This window comes from Nitrospira sp. Ecomares 2.1, from assembly GCF_965152585.1.
Map to the genome: position 1 here is coordinate 4,465,024 of NZ_OZ224219.1, position 17,347 is coordinate 4,482,370.

At 48.0% G+C, this 17,347-nt stretch carries 11 protein-coding genes; 9 read left to right on the top strand and 2 right to left on the bottom strand.

What is annotated here, in order from left to right; translation table 11 throughout:
- The first annotated feature begins 53 nt into the window (after window positions 1-53).
- The 4 genes from ACWHYD_RS19620 (at window position 54) to ACWHYD_RS19635 (ending at window position 9,107) form a co-directional block, all read left to right on the top strand.
- On the top strand, window positions 54-1,013 hold the full coding sequence (locus tag ACWHYD_RS19620; protein ID WP_447963692.1) for a hypothetical protein: 960 nt from the start codon (window positions 54-56) through the stop codon (window positions 1,011-1,013).
- 56 nt (window positions 1,014-1,069) lie between these two features.
- The gene (locus ACWHYD_RS19625) at window positions 1,070-4,063 is read left to right on the top strand and encodes a cytochrome P450 (RefSeq protein ID WP_447963693.1); all 2,994 of its coding nucleotides are present in this window, start codon (window positions 1,070-1,072) and stop codon (window positions 4,061-4,063) included.
- Window positions 4,064-4,275: 212 nt separating this feature from the next.
- Window positions 4,276-5,625, top strand: a complete 1,350-nt coding sequence (locus tag ACWHYD_RS19630; RefSeq protein WP_447963694.1) for an OmpP1/FadL family transporter — start codon at window positions 4,276-4,278, stop codon at window positions 5,623-5,625.
- A 110-nt stretch (window positions 5,626-5,735) separates the two neighbouring features.
- Window positions 5,736-9,107, top strand: coding sequence for an ATP-binding protein (locus ACWHYD_RS19635; protein WP_447963695.1), 3,372 nt, complete (start codon window positions 5,736-5,738; stop codon window positions 9,105-9,107).
- Window positions 9,108-9,771: 664 nt separating this feature from the next.
- Here the strand turns inward: ACWHYD_RS19635 and ACWHYD_RS19640 are convergent.
- Window positions 9,772-11,079 carry a hypothetical protein gene (locus ACWHYD_RS19640; RefSeq protein ID WP_447963696.1) on the bottom strand — a complete coding sequence of 436 codons (1,308 nt, stop codon included), beginning with the start codon at window positions 11,077-11,079 and terminating at the stop codon, window positions 9,772-9,774.
- A gap of 199 nt (window positions 11,080-11,278) precedes the next feature.
- On the opposite strand from ACWHYD_RS19640, the gene ACWHYD_RS19645 reads away from it, so the two are divergent.
- The 3 genes from ACWHYD_RS19645 (at window position 11,279) to ACWHYD_RS19655 (ending at window position 12,875) form a co-directional block, all read left to right on the top strand.
- Window positions 11,279-12,178 (top strand): ChaN family lipoprotein, encoded by a 900-nt coding sequence (locus ACWHYD_RS19645; protein WP_447963697.1) that lies wholly within the window; start codon window positions 11,279-11,281, stop codon window positions 12,176-12,178.
- A 44-nt stretch (window positions 12,179-12,222) separates the two neighbouring features.
- Complete coding sequence (locus ACWHYD_RS19650) at window positions 12,223-12,468, top strand: CDGSH iron-sulfur domain-containing protein (protein WP_447963698.1); 246 nt, start codon at window positions 12,223-12,225, stop codon at window positions 12,466-12,468.
- A 239-nt stretch (window positions 12,469-12,707) separates the two neighbouring features.
- Window positions 12,708-12,875, top strand: coding sequence for a hypothetical protein (locus tag ACWHYD_RS19655; protein ID WP_447963699.1), 168 nt, complete (start codon window positions 12,708-12,710; stop codon window positions 12,873-12,875).
- A gap of 68 nt (window positions 12,876-12,943) precedes the next feature.
- Here ACWHYD_RS19655 and ACWHYD_RS19660 read toward each other — a convergent pair whose 3' ends face one another.
- A complete protein-coding gene (locus tag ACWHYD_RS19660) occupies window positions 12,944-13,606 on the bottom strand; it encodes an arylesterase (RefSeq protein ID WP_447963700.1) in 663 nt (220 codons plus the stop codon).
- A 158-nt stretch (window positions 13,607-13,764) separates the two neighbouring features.
- Here ACWHYD_RS19660 and ACWHYD_RS19665 point away from each other — a divergent pair, with 158 nt between their 5' ends.
- Together ACWHYD_RS19665 and ACWHYD_RS19670 are read left to right on the top strand one after the other, a co-directional pair.
- A complete protein-coding gene (locus tag ACWHYD_RS19665) occupies window positions 13,765-14,523 on the top strand; it encodes an ABC transporter ATP-binding protein (protein WP_447963701.1) in 759 nt (252 codons plus the stop codon).
- Window positions 14,520-17,162 carry an ABC transporter permease gene (locus ACWHYD_RS19670; RefSeq protein ID WP_447963702.1) on the top strand — a complete coding sequence of 881 codons (2,643 nt, stop codon included), beginning with the start codon at window positions 14,520-14,522 and terminating at the stop codon, window positions 17,160-17,162. Before ACWHYD_RS19665 ends, ACWHYD_RS19670 begins: the two co-directional genes overlap by 4 nt.
- Window positions 17,163-17,347 lie beyond the last annotated feature (185 nt).

The following is a 17,347-nucleotide window of genomic DNA, read 5'->3' on the forward strand; positions in this document are numbered from 1 at the left end:
CCTGAACCAATTTATCGTCAACTTTCATTTTCAGTCAAAAAGGAGATTTAAAGATGGAGGGAACTGATGGAACTCACGAAAGAGAAACAAGGAAACGATTGCCTATTACAGGAAAAAGGGAAAATATTACCGAACTTACGGCAGTTGCCCGAATCAAGCCAGGCACGTATCCGGAAAAGCGACTTCCCCATGAATATAAAGAACTAATCTTTCAAAGTGTCATAAAATTCAAGGATACGTTACTCGGTCTGCCAAAAACTTTTCTCACGGGTTTTGATGATCGGCTACGACAATTCTCCGACACCCTGGTAAACGAAATTTTTGAATCATCCAAGACTTCGATAGAACCTGAAAAATTGGTGTTTCGTCATTTCGAAACGCTTCGAGTACCGTCAAAATACGCCGATACGTTTAAAGTTTTTCTTATCAAATTCATTGAAAAACTATTAAAACAACCTCGACCAATGACGTGGCTGGATCATCTCAAATGGATTGGAAATTTGACTCATGAGAATCGGCAAGGCGAAATTAGAAAGATGTCAACCATTCATTACGCCCGATGGTTTATCCTAAACGAAAACTCTATTCCTGGACTTGATGGTGCACATCTTGTGTTTACAAGCAATTACGACGGGGAGTTGGCCGCCTATCTGGAGGATTTTGCTAGCGTGGATGAAGGTCCAGTCAATCTTGTCTTTGGCCATTGTATTGGCTGGCCTGGTGCCAGACCCGCCGATGGCTTCATAAAGTACGTAAAGGAGCATGAATATCCAGCCTTAATATTTTATGCCAATTATCCATTGGCCACGGTCGGCGAGGTGCGAAGGGCACTCGACTGGAAGAACAAAACCCAAAAGTTCATAGAAAATGATTTGCCAAAGTTGCTTAAGCGGAAGTCCGGAAAATGGGAAGCGTCCGCAAGGAAATATTTAAGCGGGTACCTCAACGAACTGGCAAAACCAACCTCAAACAGCGAGGAAGTATCAGAGTCTACTTTTGGAGTTTCAAGATAATTAAAGGGTCCGACAAGAGTTGAGGAGTCTTTCACCGAGGGAGACCGATGATGAATATGCCACCTATTAATGAACTAAAAGAAAATCTAATCGATATTCAAGGGAATCTTCTACGCGGCTATGGCCCTCGATATGCTACCTATCGCTTCTATAACGTAGGCGACGGGGAACAAGGAAGGAATTGGCTTAAGGAAATTCTCAAACCGAAAACCGGTATTCTCAAAGACTTGAAAATTACGACATCAGAATTCAGGCCAAAAGATCAAAAGCCTACTTTTACCCTCAATATAGCTTACAGCCACCTTGGACTGACCGCCTTGGAACTAGACAAAAATGTCCTTGTCACCTTCCCCGGAGAATTTCGAGATGGCATGTGTAAACGGGCAGTCGAATTCTTGGGTGATGAAGCCGACGGGAAGAATACTGATGGGGATAAAAAAGGTGGAGCCCTTCCAAGGCATTGGACAGACCAATTTTTACAAAAGGCTAAAGCTGACAAAATTCATATTCTGGTCATAATTACCGCTGAGACGGAGGACTTCAAAAAGAAAGGAATATCTTGCCTTGAACAAGCGGTTTCTAAATTTGACAAGGTACAACTCTTATTCACTCTTGAGGGGAAACGACGCCAGGAACCCAATCATAATAAAGAGCATTTCGGCTTTACGGACGGGATCAGCCAACCATTTCTGGAAGGAACAGAAGGGGTGTTCAGAGACAAAAAGAATGCCTACCCCGGCCAGGGAACACCGGATAAAGATGGCAAGTGGCGAAACCTCAAGCCGGGGGAGTTTATTTTGGGTTATGAGGATGAGTTTGGGGAAGTCGCACAGGTTCCCTCGCATTATGGTTTACGGAAAAATGGAACCTACTTGGTTCTGCGAGTCCTTGAGGAAGACGTTCCGGCTTTCAGGAAATTCCTCAAATCGACAGCCAGAAAACTGTGGCCATCAATATACCGAAAGGATCCCGAATACTATGAAAGCCTGGTTGCAGCTAAGATTATGGGGAGATGGCCAAGCGGTTGCCCTGTGATACGCTCAGATGCAAAAGATAATTCCCGTATTGCCAACGATCCCCAGAAAAACAACAACTTTCTTTACGAACGAGAAGATCCAGAAGGTCAAAAGTGTCCGCTTGGTGCGCACATCCGACGAACCAATCCCAGAGACAAATTGCTCTTAACGTCGAAGGACATCTTCAATGAAAATGAAGATTACGAATATCACCTGAATCGGCACCGGATTATCCGTCGCGGTCTCACTTACGGAAATGAGTACAGAGGAGGACGCGGTGACAAGGGTGACCGGGGGGTAATCTTCATGGCATTCAATTCCAGCATTGGCCGGCAGTTTGAGTTTTTACAAAGTCAGTGGATCAACAATGGTGAATTTCTCGGTCTGGACAAAACAGACCGGGATCCCTTTATGGGAAAGATGGATGGGAAGAACGCCAAATTCACTGTACCTGGAGCCGAAAACCCATTTGCACATGATCTCCAACGCTTTGTCACCGAACGAGGAGGAGAATATTTTTTCTATCCGGGTCTCACTGCTTTGCGGAAACTTTCAGAAGGGGTGTTTGGGCCCAATCCAACCTTCCAACCTCAACCAAAGGCCCTGCCGTCTATGGCCCATCAAGCCCTCCAATCTCAATCCAAGGCCTTACCGTCTATGTCCCATCCATCCTTCTTATCCGAATACCAGGCATTGAAATCCATGTCGCATCCTTTCAAGGGGGCGGCGGCCAGGCAACAATTGGTGAGTAAATGGTTAATTGAAAATGCCAAAAAAATGTTTGACGAGTTACGTGAGAAGGAACCGATTTTTATTGTGCAGCCCGTCCCTGCTCCCAAAAAACTTCCTGATTTGGGAAAGCCTTGGATAGTCATTGCGACCAAATATGACGATGTGTTGGAGATTCTCCGGGATAAAAATAAAATTTTTTCAGTTGACCTCTATGCGAAAAAAATGGATGACCCCCGTGGGCCTTTCGTTCTTGGCATGGAACACCATAAGGAACGATACAAGAAGGAATTAAATATTATCAAAAAGGCGGTCTACCCTCAGAATGGTGATGTGGGAACAACGATCTACGATACGATTGACCGTTTCGCCAGTGAGATCATCAACGACCTGAAAGGGAAGGGAAAAATCGATGTGATCGGGGATTTGGTATGGCCGGTCACCCTGCGCTTGAATGGGGAATACTTTGGTGTCCCAGGGCCTGGTCCGGGCTCTGAACTAAAGATCTTCAAAAGATGGTGTCGCGACATTTATACGGATTTATTCCTCAACCTTCGTGGCGACAGGGAGTGGGAGCGACGAGCGGAAATCGCAGTGCCGGAGATGAATAGTTATCTGGACGACCTTATTAAGGTCAGGCGAAAAGAGCTGAAACACTCCCAGAAGGAACCTGACACCGTTCTCGACCGTTTAATCCAAAGCCAGGAAGGGGAAGGTGACAAATTCGAGGATAAAGATCCGTGGGTGGGAGTTCGCAGGAACATCTTTGGCATGGTGATTGCCGTAGTAGAAACAACTTTAAAAGCTGTGCCGCGAACCATTGACCAGCTGCTCAAGCATGAAGCCATATTTCCAAAAGCCAGGGAGGCAGCGCTGGCTTTTTCCCATACTCAGGACCCGGAATTATTTATAAAATATGTGTTTGAAGCCATGAGGTTTAATCCTCAGAACCACGTGCTCTTTCGATTGGCTCAAGAACCCTTCAAGCTGGCTGAAGGGACGAATCGCGAAACAGTTTGTCCAGCACCCGCCTTGGTGTTCGCAGGAAATCTAGGAGCCATGTTCGACGCCGAGAAGATCCAGGACCCGGAGGAATTTCGTTTAGACAGGCCCGATGACAACTACTTATTCTTCGGGTACGAACATCATCGGTGCCTGGGAGAGCAGATCAGCCGAATTCAAATCCCTCTTCTGGTCAAACATGTGGTGACATTGAGTAATCTCCGCAGACCTGAAGATGGCGATCAATTCAACCCTCTGGACCTGCGACCCGAGCACTTCTTGTTGGAATTCAATGCTTCCTAGTGCCTTTGATAAAGGTGTGAAACCAGACTGGTCGGAAAACAATCGAAATTTGCTTGGGAAAAAGAAAGGAGGTGGATCAAGATAAGTCCTCAATAATGAAGAGAGCGGCAAGGGTATTTCTCCACTAGCCTAATTTATCTGATTGGTACGGTATTTTTCATAACACCGTTATTTCGGAAGGATTGTGAGGCATTTTGCAACGGGAGAATATAATGAAGGCTTTAAAAATTTTAGCCATCTCTCTCCTTCTATTTTTGCCATCGATCAACCCGGTATATGGGGAGGCATTCCGTAACCTTCATCAGGGCACGGCGGCAGCGGGACAAGGTGATGCGTTTGCGGCTCAGGCCGACGATCCCTCCGCGCTTTATTATAATCCAGCCGGAATGACCCAGTTAGAAAGCGTACAACTTTATACCGGCCTACTCTTAGTTGGTGGGAATTATCATTATACAAGTCCGGCAGGCCAGAAATTCGATGGCACTCTCGATGGCACCATAGCCTCACCTCCTCCCTCCTATTTTTATCTGACCGCCAATCTCAACCAGCTCAATATTGACGTTCTAAAAGACTTCACTGTGGGGATCGGCCTCAACAGTCCTTTCGGTTTGCTCATCCGGTGGCCTAATGATATCCCCTTTTCCGAAATCGACGTGTTTGGCACTCTTCCGTTGATCGATATCAAGCCGACAGTGGCATATAAGGTAAATGACTATCTTTCCATTGGAGGCGGATTGGATATTTACACGTTTGCCAACTTTTTGGGGGAAGGACAACTTGAGGTTCAGGCTTCTGGCCGAGGAACCAACTTCCCCCCTGGTGCTCTCGTGGAGGTGAATGGAACCGATACCGCTGTCGGATTTAATCTGGGTGGCCTTCTAACCCTCTGGCGAACTGGAGGAAAACCTCGTTTAAACTTCGCCTTTGTCTATCGAAGTCCGACGACTCTTCGGTTAAAAGGAGAGCTTCTACTTAATGGAACCAAATTGAATGATACGGTCATAGACCTCACGCTTCCACAAATTTTCAATTGGGGGATAGCCCTCTGGCCTCTCCGAAACGAAAACAGGGAATGGAAAGTCGAAGTCGACCTGGACTATGTGGATTGGGGATCATTCAACAATACGGACGTTCATAATGCAGATACTGGCGAGGTGCAATTGCCTCAACCGAGAAATTGGAAAAGTGTTTTTGTGATCAAAGTCGGGACAGAATATAAATGGCTTCGACTTCCCACCATGCCTAACTGGGAAATGGCGTTACGCGCCGGGTATATACGTTCAGAAACCCCTGTCCCCCAGTCAACCTTCGAGCCACTGGTCCCGGATGCCGATTTTAACGGCTTTTCGGTCGGCATCGGAATGATTTGCAAAGGACATGCACGTTTTCTTGGCATAGTCCCCTGCCAAAACTCAATCACAAAAAGCATCAGCTTGGATTTGACCTATGTGAACCAGTTGTATGAGTCCCGCACAATTAACAATAATCGTCAGGCCCTCGTGAATGGCAAATATGACACCGCGCTGCATGCCGGAGGAATTGGCGTGCGAGTTACATTTTGACCAGAACAACACCCGGATCATTCTTCAATCACAGGAAAAGGGGTTCAACTATTTTCGGAGATTGAATCGCCGGAATCTTGATCGGCATTGATTAGTTGGTCGATTACGTTATGACTGAATTTCTTCCCATAGAACATCCTATTCTTGAAAGACCGTTCATGCTTTTCCGCCCATTCGGGAAGGAAGCAACCGGAGAACCTATTAACGATATGACAGGAGTATCCATCCGAGAGAACGTCAAACATCTGGAAGAATTTGTTAGTCGGGAACGCGGGGCAGAGGCCAGCTCACTCGCAACAAAGGAATTGGTAAGGCTCTTAAATGAACGAATACCAGAACCGGCTTATCATGTAACCCCCGAGTTTTTAGTGAGCGGGTCCACGGGTTATTCGAACGAGTTTGTCGCATATCTCGTAGAGTTCTGCATGGATTTATCCAAGGATCCCGATTTTCAAATACACGTCGGTGAGAGGCTGGTTCCGGACTGGCTTATTAGAATTATGCAGTTCTTCTCCATCAGGCAAATTTATAACAGTGCAGACAAATGGGTAGGATTTTATAATAAGAGTTCCTATCTTCTGGAGAAGATTCAGATTTCAACACATTCGGTCACAATTCGTCTAAGACTCACGCAGCGTACTGAGGAGCAGTTTGGAGAATATCGAAAATCCTGTGGCAGAATTTGGTGTAATGCCATTAAATATGGAATCGCAAGTATTCCCAGACTGGTGTATGATCTGCCGCCAGCGAGGATTGACGATAAAAGTTGTATCGCAAAAGGCCAGGAATTTTGTGAGTGGAAATTTACGTGGGAAGAACCTCGCGGAACATGGAATCCTGCTAAATTCCTGGCCCGATGGATTCTCAAGAAAGAAATTGAGGGACAGAAACAATCTTTTACAGAGCAATATGACGAGTTACATACAACGAATGTTGAGTTACAACACAGCTCGGCTAAATTGGAAGAAAGTGCCGTTGCATTAGCGCATCGCGTTAAACAATTAACGGCCCTTCATGAAGCCGGAATCGCCTTTACCTCTGCCCGTGATTATAAGACCTGGGTTCAAAGTACTTTACAAGCAATCATTAACATTCTTCACTATGAACGGGCCATGATTAACCGTTACGACCGGGTACGCCAAGTCGCCTATGATGCCCAACTTATAAATGTGCCCGAGGAAGTCGCAAGGTTCGCCAACTTGCTAGAAGTCCCGGTTACTGACCCGCAAAGCATAGAAGGACAGGTCTTGCTGCAAAAGAAGCCGCTGCTCCTAGACGATATTCACCACGAATGGCATAGACTACATCCCCTTAATCAACAGCTCGTAGGCCTTACCCACGCCCAATCTTTTATTTCTGTACCGTTAGTAGGTAAGGATGGCGTCTTGGGATCTCTGACTGTTGACCGAAAGGAAGGCAATTCTCTAAAGCAGGACGACTTAAATTTGATGATCACATTGGCAAATCAACTCGCACTTGGTCTGGAAAATGTCGATGCTTACCAGGAGATTGAAGCGTTAAATGTCGGATTGGAGGCAAAAGTTCAAAAACGCACCGCAGAATTGGAAGTATCCAACCGGAAGCTCCTTGAACTGGATAGGCTGAAAAATGATTTTTTTGCCAACATCAGCCATGAAATTCGCACTCCCCTCACCCTCAATATAGGTGCATTCAAAACTCTTTTGAAATCTACACCCAGTGCAGATGCCCAAGAGGTCATTCAAACCGGCATACGGAATGCCTCTAGGCTCTTGTTTCTGATCAATGAATTGTTGGATTTGGCCAAGCTTGACAGTGGGCGCGCAACCCCGAAAATCCGGTGCATCGACCTTGCGGGGCTCGTCCGCAGCGTAGTTGCTAACTTCGATTCCAGTCCGATTCGTCGTATACACTTAAAAGGACTCTCGCAGCCGGTGGCCGTGGAGGCCGATCCACGGCAATTGAAGAAGGTTCTCTATAATCTCCTTTCCAACGCGTTCAAGTTTAGCGATCCACATGAGGGACAAATTTGGATTCGCCTGACAAGCAAGGAGAATTCTCTTGTATTAGAAGTGGAAGACAACGGAATCGGAATTCCGAGCGATCAAATAGAGTGTATATTCGATCGATTCACACAGGTGGAAAGCAGCGCCACAAGACGATACGAGGGGAGCGGGATCGGTTTGGCTTTGGTGAAGGAAATCGTAACCCTGCATGGAGGTACGATTGCCGTAGAAAGCGATCCTGGCAAGGGGTCCATCTTTACCATCACCTTGTCTCGGGGGAATGTGACGGAAGTCCCCGCGTATGAAGTTCAAGACGAGGAAGATGATCCGAGCTATCCGCCACTGCCATCTTCCACTCCTCCCACGGATGAACAGAAGGGGAATGCTCCGCTCATAGCCTCTGTCTCGCCGATTAACGCCCCGTTGGTCTTGGTAGTTGACGACAATGCAGACATGCGAGGTTACGTCGAAAGAATATTGCATAAACACTATCGTATTGTATCAGCCAAGGACGGTGCTGAAGCTCTGGCACAAGCACAACGGTTTAATCCGGAATTGATCCTGACCGATGTGATGATGCCAAAAATGAGCGGGCATGATCTCTTGAAAGCAGTTAGGGAGAATTCCGTGCTGCATTCGACGCCCGTGATTTTCCTGACAGCTCGTGCTGGGACGGAAGCCCGGGTGGAAAGCCTGGAGGCAGGAGCCGATGATTATCTGTCCAAGCCATTCGATGAACCAGAACTCCTCGCCCGCGTTGGTAATTTGATTCGAGCCCGCGCCCAGGAACGAGGAATCAGAAAATTACAGAAAGAAAAACTAGCGAGATTCCTGCCCACCCCTCTGGCCGATATGATTACGTCGGGTGAACACGAAAATTTCCTGAAAGGGCACCGTAGCGAAATAACCGTGTTGTTTATCGATTTACGAGGATTTACGGCCTATGCCGAAACTGCTGAACCGGAAGATTTGTGGAAGGAACTTCGCAAGTATCAGTTGGAAATTGGAAGGTTAATTCTTAAATTTCATGGCACATTGGAGAGATTTACCGGCGATGCCATTATGGTCTTTTTCAATGATCCACTCCCTGCGCCCAATCACACTGAGCTGGCCCTAAAACTAGCATTGGCCATGCGGGAAAGAGTGAAAGAATTGTGCAGGGATTGGAAAAACCGAGAAGTACCGCTTGGTGCGGGGATAGGGATTGCCACTGGCTTTGCCACCATGGGCCTCATGGGCTTTGAGGAACGCGTGGATTATGCAGCCATTGGCCCCGTAGTCAATTTGTCCGCACGATTGTGCGATGTGGCCAAAAATGAACAGATTCTCGTTCCTCAATCCTTTTTCAAAAAAATGGGGAAAAGAATTATTGCGGATCCACTGGGAGATATAACCCTCAAAGGGTTTCAGCGTGCTGTTCCCGTTTATAATGTAATGGGTCTCCGAAACGATTCGGGGATTCTGTCTCACGGATCATTAGAGAAAGAATCCCAATGAAAATTAATTAGAGATGAATAACCTCGACAAAGCAAAGCTTACCATTGTTTCATTTCCTACCCTCACGAACCGTAGAGTGTAAGTTCCCGTAAATCCGAAACAGGCGCATGGGATTTTTTTGACGTAATAATCACCCTTAGAGATGATCATATTGTGATAACAAACTAGCATAGAATGACTATAGGGCTTTAAGCTGTTGTTTTCATGAATGAATAGGAAACCAGAAATAATATCAACCACTTAGAAAAATATTTATTCCGTTTGGCCAAGGCGAGGGTCGGGGGTTCAAATCCCCTTTCCCGCTCCAACTTCAACCGTGTCCTTTCCGAATTACAACTTCCTCTCTCCTTCGCCCTATTTCTCGGGCTGCCGAGGCTCAACTTTTATATTCATTCCGTCTAGGGGTTCCCACAGACCTTCCTCCTTGGTCGGCCCTGGAATTTTGACCAATATCTCTAAGTCCTCATTCAAATCTTTGAGAAAATCTTTCATTTGCCCGACTGTCATGGATCGTGCCTTTCTATAAAAATTGTTAACTACTCCTACCCTGCTGGCACCTCAATTCTTTCCTATACTACTTCAAAGAATAGGTGGGCCCTGACGGGTCTCATTAACGAAATTTTTCCCAGCTTCCCACACCCAGGGAAGTGAGTATTTCTTCCGTTCAATCGGTCACCATTATCACCCACCATGGGGTGGATTCTTCTTTCATCTCGGAAAACTGCCTCGCGGTAAAACTGCTGGGGACTCCCCCAAGCACCGCTCCCCGCCGAATTTCCACATAACGAAACCTGGGAGGCCTCTGAGTACCCTCATTCTTCACGACCCCAAAAGGCATAGAATCTCGCAGGTCAGCTAAGACGGAAAGGTCTTTTCTCTGTCCGACAGCCATGGAGGTTAATTCCTCATACACGCTTCCAAATATTGCAGGCAGAACTGTATTCGTAAAAATCTCATTTCTTGGACGGAATCGATCATCCGCTAACAATTGGCTGAGCACCTCCCAAAAGACCCCATCATCGATTGCTGAAAGAATACCCACACGACTTCGTTGAGCCATAAATTTCAACAATGCCAAAGGGCCCAAAATGTCAAACTTCCAATCGGGGAAGGTTAATGTCCGTCCTCGGTGAGAGACTTCTAATATGGGCTCCCCTTCATATCGGCTTTTCCGATAATTTCCCCGGCTGGATTGAAGATGCGCATGAATAATTTCAGGTGCCAAACGACTGGGTTCATAGGCAAAGGTGGGATTTGCCGGAGCATGGCAGGTACTAACGGTGTAACGGGACAACTTCCCTTTGCTCTTCGAAAATGTCTCCAGACCCATGCCCCCCCAAAATTTAAATCGTAATTCTTCTGACGAGAACCCCTGTAAGTAACGCTCACGCTCAAGGTTTTTGTGATAGACGCCGCCCACCCGTGACCCCGGCATCAACCGATCAAAGGCATGCAAGGTCAGCGGGGTACGTTGCGTCCGTAAGTATGGGACATAGTGATCCACCAATTCCTGTTCAAAGGACAAATCTCCAGCTCCGATATCTAACAGGGAGGGTGTTGGCGTCTGTCGTAACACGTCATAAGGATTAGACACATCCCGAAGAATTTCCTCCCATCGTATCCCAGAATACACTTCCGGACTTTCCCTTTCTTCATTCACGTTCAAGATTCCCCATACCATGAGCGCGCGAACCGCCTTGGAAGGGGGAAAGCCGGTGAGGTCCTTGAGGATCTGATTTCCCTCCTTACTCCCGATAGGTTGTGAGAATTTTTGCAGGGCAGCAATTAATCGTTCTTGAATTGTTGGATCGAGAGAGGCCTCTTGAATATGTTGAATGAGGGCGGGAAGCTTGGCCTGAAAGGTTTCAGGAACCATAAATTTCCTACTCGCCTCCCAGTGATGGGGGGAGGATTCCCGACTGATTTTGATTCTCTCCCGAAACGCCGTTAATCCGAGTCTCTGGTCATCCATTGATGTGTATCCCTTTGACTGATGGCTAACCTAAATTCTTCACCCACCTTAGCCCCTCCGAATATCCTGAAACAACCGCATAGCTCCTAAAATATTGCCCACAAGGGAGAACTATGCTACACCTTGTTTCGTCATGGTCACGCATTATTTTCTACGTGCGAAACAACACGTTCTCTTCCTCTTTCTGGGCATCATTGTGATGAGCGCCACCGCCGGGTGTGCGACATCTCAAGCCAACCCGACCTTTGGAGTCAACCACATCTACGATGTCGACAGGCAGCAAGCAACCACATTCGACGATGTCCTCCCACAACTTTTAGCCGCCGACGTGATTTATATCGGCGAAGAACATTACACCCCTTCACACCTTGAGGCAGCCCAGAAAATACTGACTGCCCTCCTTGCCCATGACCGCCATCCAGCGCTAGCCATGGAAATGTTTAGTTGGGATGGACAATCCGGGCTAGACCGGTATAGCCAAGAATCCGAATATACGACAGAACAATTGGTTAAGGATTCAGAGTGGAACACGAATTGGGGGGGAGAGTTTGCCGATTATCAACCATTAGTGACCTTTGCCAAATCACATCAACTCAAAATTTTTGGCCTTAACCCGCCACGCCCACTTGTTCGATTAGTCGCCACGAAGGGACTATCCGAAGCCTTGCAAGACCCGGAAATGCGAAAATGGCCTATTCAAGAAATCGTGACCGATGATCACGCGTATGAACAATTGATTTTTGAACAAATTGAAGCCTGCCATCCTGGCTTACCAGACCACGTGTACCGCCGAATCTTCGAAGCATCCATCTTCCGGGATGAGGGCATGGCACAAATTATTACCAATTACCTCAACACGCGATCCCGGACCGCCGGACCGTTGGTGAGCTACACGGGCGGCGGTCATATTCAGTATAAGACCCCCGTCCCCAAGCGAGTTAAACGAAAGCACCCCGGTGTCAAATCTATTACCATTTATCTCGAAGCATGGGATCCATCCAAAGAAGAGAATGTTCGTTCGGAGTTGCAAGCCGGCATTGCTGATTTCCTCTGGCTTACCCCTTTGGGCCCTAAAGGCCTTCAACCCCGCTGCGGCTAACTAATAACACCAATTTTCTTAACGAAGGAAGGAGGTCTAACCACATGGGCGACCCGATTATCATTGCACAACGAACACCTTACGTTCTGGACATGGAAGCAGGAACCTATTATTGGTGTCGATGTGGCCGATCAAAAACCCAGCCATTTTGTGATGGGTCCCACACGGGAACTGATATTTCCCCCATCGAGGTGGAACTCAAAGAAAAACAAAAGGTAGCTTGGTGTGGATGCAAATACAGCAAAAAGCCCCCATTCTGTGACGGTACTCATTCCAGACTGGAATCGTAAAATCTGCTCTCGACTCATTAAACCAGCTCGTCTTTTCAAGATCCTTCGTGATCATGATTACGTATCATAAACTAACATGAATGCTTTAATTAAATTATACTAGTTAGAAGCTTGCATCCATGAAATAAAATTTACTACAATCCTCCACGATTGTGGATAGTTGATTTTTATTTCGAAGCTATCCCCAAACATAAATTGTGTGAGATATTTTTATAATGTCCGAAAGTGAGGATTTTCGTATGAATCGGATTACTTCCCTTCTCAGTGCTTTTCTCCTATTAGCCGCAAACCCTGCATTTGCCAATGAGCCAGGCGGAGGCTATGAAGGGATCACGGGCTTGTACTATGGAACCATAGCCCTTATTTTGGCCTATGGGGTCTATGACATTTTCTTCAAAAAGTCATAACGTCTCCCGCATTCCCTAACATGCCATTTAGAGGATTCCCCTTCCCATTAAAGGGGGAGGGGTGCAGACTACTCTTGGGCCTGATGATTCCGCCGAGTTTTGAGTAAAGGCTCCAAGGTGCGAAAAACATTCTGAGCTACAATGGTATAGCCTTCCGCCGTGGGATGGATTCCATCCGCCTGATTTAAGCCCGGTTGGGCCGCCACACCTTCCAGGAAAAATGGAATGAGTGGAAGCGTCAATTTCTGGGCTAGCCGTTCATACATTCCAAAAAATTCTCCAGTATAGGCTTCGCCATAATTTGGCGGAATGCGCATGCCCGCCAAAATGACCGCTACTCCTTCCTCCTGCAACCGGTCAATTATGCTGTGAAGGTTGAGATAGGTCTGTTCTAAAGAGAGCCCCCGAAGTCCATCATTGACGCCCAATTCCAATATGACAACCGTCGGCCGACTTTTTAATATCCACTCTACCCGTCGCACTCCCCCCGCTGAGGTTTCTCCGCTGACTCCAGCATTGACCACCTCATAATGAAATCCACCCTCACGCAACTGTTTTTCCAACTGAGCCGGATAGGATTCGTCTGATGACACGCCAAATCCAGCCGTTAAGCTATCGCCAAAGGCCACAATTTTAGGCAGAGATTCTTTCTTTCGCACCGAAGGCTTGGATAAGGATTGATCGGGAGGAAATTGAGTCCCAGAAATTTCCGTGTCTGAACTATGCTTCATGGGCTCTGGTATACCGGTAGACGGACTTTCCTGAGGGTCACACCCCCAGATTCCCAGACAGAGGAGCACAAGGACTGATAGGATACATGTATGCATAATAGCCGGGTAATAACTCTCATCTCTATTATTCACCATTTGGACCCATTTGTGTAATCAACGTGAACGTTCCTGCATCGTCTGTACCCCCTTTGCACCCCCTCACTCCATCATCTCAGGTCCTCATTTCTGTCAATCACCTTGAAATGGAGCTTCAGGCAGCCAATCAGTCCGTCAAGATTTTACAGAACATATCCTTTGAGGTCCTCACTAATGAGGTAGTCGCTATTGTCGGTCCATCTGGAAGCGGGAAATCAACACTTCTGGGGTTACTTGCAGGCCTCGACAGGCCAACACAGGGGTCTATCCGCATCAACCAGACCGATATCACGACCTTAACCGAGACCGAAATGGCACACTTTCGCCGCAAACACATTGGCTATGTGTTTCAAGCCTTTCATCTCCTTCCCACATTGACGGCTCTGGAAAATGTGGCTCTCCCATTGGAATTGCAAGGCATATCCACGGGCACAGTACGGGCCAAAGCACTTTTACAATCCGTAGGCCTGGAACACCGTCTCCACCATTATCCGGTTCAACTCTCGGGTGGCGAGCAGCAACGAGTGGCCTTGGCCCGAGCCTTTATTGTCCGGCCTCCCCTCCTGCTGGCCGACGAACCCACCGGCAACCTGGATAGCTCAACCGGCGCAATGGTCATTGATCTTCTGTGGGAACTTCATCAGCAACACGGCAGTACTCTCATCCTCGTCACTCACGACATGTCATTGGCCGCTCGGGCACAACGAATCCTGGCTCTGCAGGATGGAGCAATGGTGAACGAGACGAGACCCCCTTTATTATCATCCGGCTCAGAGGCATGACCCCAGTATCCGTCAAACTCGCCTGGCGGGAAATCCACAGCGCCTGGTCCCGTTTCCTCTTTTTATTTCTCTGCATTGCACTCGGTGTCGGTGCCATTGTGGCCGTAGATCTGTTTGCCGTCAATGTCGAACAGGTCATTCTGGGAGATACCCGGGCCCTGTTAGGGGGTGACGTCGAACTATCATGGCGGCGGGCAATTTCCGATAAGGGCCGCAACGTACTGGACTCCCTCGCTGACCGTGACATGATCCTTTCACACGTGACTGAAATCGCCGCAATGGCGACAGTGGAGAACCCTCACTCACAAACGGCTTCTCAATTGGTGGAACTCAAGGCCATAGATTCGGCCTATCCCCTCTATGGTCAATTGGTAGTGGAGCCGGATCTCCCGATGACGCAACTCCTGGATCCCCTTCAATCCGGTTGCGGTCGCTCGCCGTGTTTTGGTGCACTTGTCCAGGAATCCTTACTGATCCGGCTCAATCTTACCGTTGGCAGCGAGCTACAGATTGGCAAAGCGAGCTTCCTCATTACCGCCGTGCTGAAAAAAGAACCGGACAGGATTGCCAATGGATTTAGTTTGGGTCCCAGGGTCATGATTTCCCGAGATGCGCTCAAAGCCACCACCTTGATCCAAACCGGAACCCGGATTCAGGAACGATATCGCCTGTCCCTATCCGACTCTACCTCTCTTGAGCCTTTAATGGGTGAGTTACGCGGGCGCCTCAGCCAGGAAGGAGTTCGGGTCAGCTCATTTCGCGATGCCCAACCACGACTCCGCCGGTTCCTTGACCAATTAAACCTCTATCTTGGGCTGATTGGTTTTACGATCTTATTGGTCGGTGGGATTGGAGTGGCATGCACGATTCAAGGATTCCTCACACAAAAAATTCCGATTATTGCCACACTCAAAACTCTGGGAGCGGATTCTTCACAAATCATCCGTCTCTACCTCACACAAAGTCTCATCCTGGGAGGGATCGGCAGTCTTATTGGGGTCATAGTCGGCGTCATTCTCCACCGGGGCTTACCCCTATTGCTTCAAGGCATTATTCCTGAAACCATGCCACTGAATACCTCTCTCGCACCCGTCCTGCGTGGAATCTTTCTTGGCACCCTAGCCACTCTTGCCTTCTCACTTTGGCCGTTGCTGGCTATCCGTCATGTCTCTCCGGCATTGGTCTATCGACAAGCGGTGGATCACTCCCAGGACATGGCCAATAGCCAATCCAGACTAACCCGATGGCGGACCATCCTGAAGCGTTGGTGGAATGACCGGGCACAGGTCATGGTCAGCATCAGTATGATGGTGGGCGTGACCGGCCTGGCCATGTGGCAGTCCCACTCACTGACCCTCGGTTTATTTTTTTCCGGTGCTTGTGCGATCGCGGTTCTCCTCTTATTAGTCGGCACTGGAGCACTGTATAGAATTCTTGGGCATGTCCCGATTCCTCAGTGGTATTTATTGCCTCATGCGGTGAAGAATCTTCAACGGCCTGGAAACTTTACCAAAGCCATGACGTTGGCCATAGGGATTGGTGTCATGCTCATGACAACGCTGACTATTGTGCAACGGTCCTTACTTGACCTGATAGGAAACCAGATACCCTCTCAGGCTCCCTCATTTTTTTTCATAGACATCCAACCAGACCAATATCCCCAATTTGTGGATGTGCTACAACAGAAATTCCCCGATTCACCCTATAAACTAGTTCCAGTCGTGCGGTCTCGCCTCACAGCCATCAACGGACAACCCATCGACCCTGAAGAGCATAAAGGCCAACGAAATGGATGGTATTTCACCAGGGAATACGCATTGACCACATCCCAGGACCTTCCAAAAGATAACGTCCTCACTCAGGGACAATGGTGGGATCACACCAAGGAATCAGACTCGGACGGAGCGCCCGGGAGGCCTTTAGATATCCCGTTGGTCTCCGTGGAGGAAGACGCCGCAAAAAACCTGGGACTGACCCTGGGCTCAACCCTGACCCTGGATATTCAAGGGGTGCCAATTGTCACGAAAGTAGGCAGTCTGCGACAGGTCGATTGGGGCAGTTTTTCCATGAATTTTTTCATGATCCTTCAGCCTGGCTCCTTTGACGGCGCACCTTTCACCTACATCGCCACAACCAGAGTGCCGACTAATCTCGAAGTCCCCTTACAGCAAGCCATCGTCGCCGTTATGCCCAATGTGACAGCCATCAACGTGGGAGATGTGCTGCAGAATATTGGTCGAATCTTTCACCAGTTGGCCATGGGAATTCAAGCCTTGGCCCTGTTATGTCTGGTCACCGGAGCCGTGGTCATGGTTGCGGCGATTTCAATCAACCGGTATCGGCGCCTGAATGAATTGGCAATTGTGAAAGCCCTGGGAGCAAGTCGCAGACTACTCGTATTTTCGCTCGGAGTGGAATTCGGTGTCATTGGGGCCTTTGCAGGGCTGGTTGGACTTGGATTGGGGTCTCTACTCTCCTGGTCTCTCTTGTACCTCTTTTTTGACCTGACCTGGAACTTCGATCTCATCGTGCTAAGCACAGGTTTGCTTTTGACAATTCTGCTAAGCCTCATGACCGGCTTTCTCGGGACGTACCGGTTGCTGGGCTTCCCTCCTCTATCCGTCCTCCGTCAAGAATAAACCCCGTCCATCAGATTGCCGGGTTCTTCTCCCAACACAACATCCGTGACTGAGGCCGGCCTCTTTCTTCGATGAACACTCGCAGGAGTTATCCATTTAGATACAAACTGTATGCTGTTGAATAACAACCTGTCCCACAACTGATGCCCTTATGCCTCATCTTCTTTGCATCCTTTAAAAAATTC

Coding starts and splice junctions, on each gene's coding strand:
- ACWHYD_RS19620 (WP_447963692.1), top strand. CDS start 54: ATGGAGGGAACTGATGGAACTCACGAAAGAGAAACAAGGAAACGATTG.
- ACWHYD_RS19650 (WP_447963698.1), top strand. CDS start 12,223: ATGGGCGACCCGATTATCATTGCACAACGAACACCTTACGTTCTGGAC.
- ACWHYD_RS19645 (WP_447963697.1), top strand. CDS start 11,279: ATGAGCGCCACCGCCGGGTGTGCGACATCTCAAGCCAACCCGACCTTT.
- ACWHYD_RS19635 (WP_447963695.1), top strand. CDS start 5,736: ATGACTGAATTTCTTCCCATAGAACATCCTATTCTTGAAAGACCGTTC.
- ACWHYD_RS19625 (WP_447963693.1), top strand. CDS start 1,070: ATGCCACCTATTAATGAACTAAAAGAAAATCTAATCGATATTCAAGGG.
- ACWHYD_RS19655 (WP_447963699.1), top strand. CDS start 12,708: ATGAATCGGATTACTTCCCTTCTCAGTGCTTTTCTCCTATTAGCCGCA.
- ACWHYD_RS19630 (WP_447963694.1), top strand. CDS start 4,276: ATGAAGGCTTTAAAAATTTTAGCCATCTCTCTCCTTCTATTTTTGCCA.
- ACWHYD_RS19640 (WP_447963696.1), bottom strand. CDS start 11,079: ATGGATGACCAGAGACTCGGATTAACGGCGTTTCGGGAGAGAATCAAA.
- ACWHYD_RS19660 (WP_447963700.1), bottom strand. CDS start 13,606: ATGAAGCATAGTTCAGACACGGAAATTTCTGGGACTCAATTTCCTCCC.
- ACWHYD_RS19670 (WP_447963702.1), top strand. CDS start 14,520: ATGACCCCAGTATCCGTCAAACTCGCCTGGCGGGAAATCCACAGCGCC.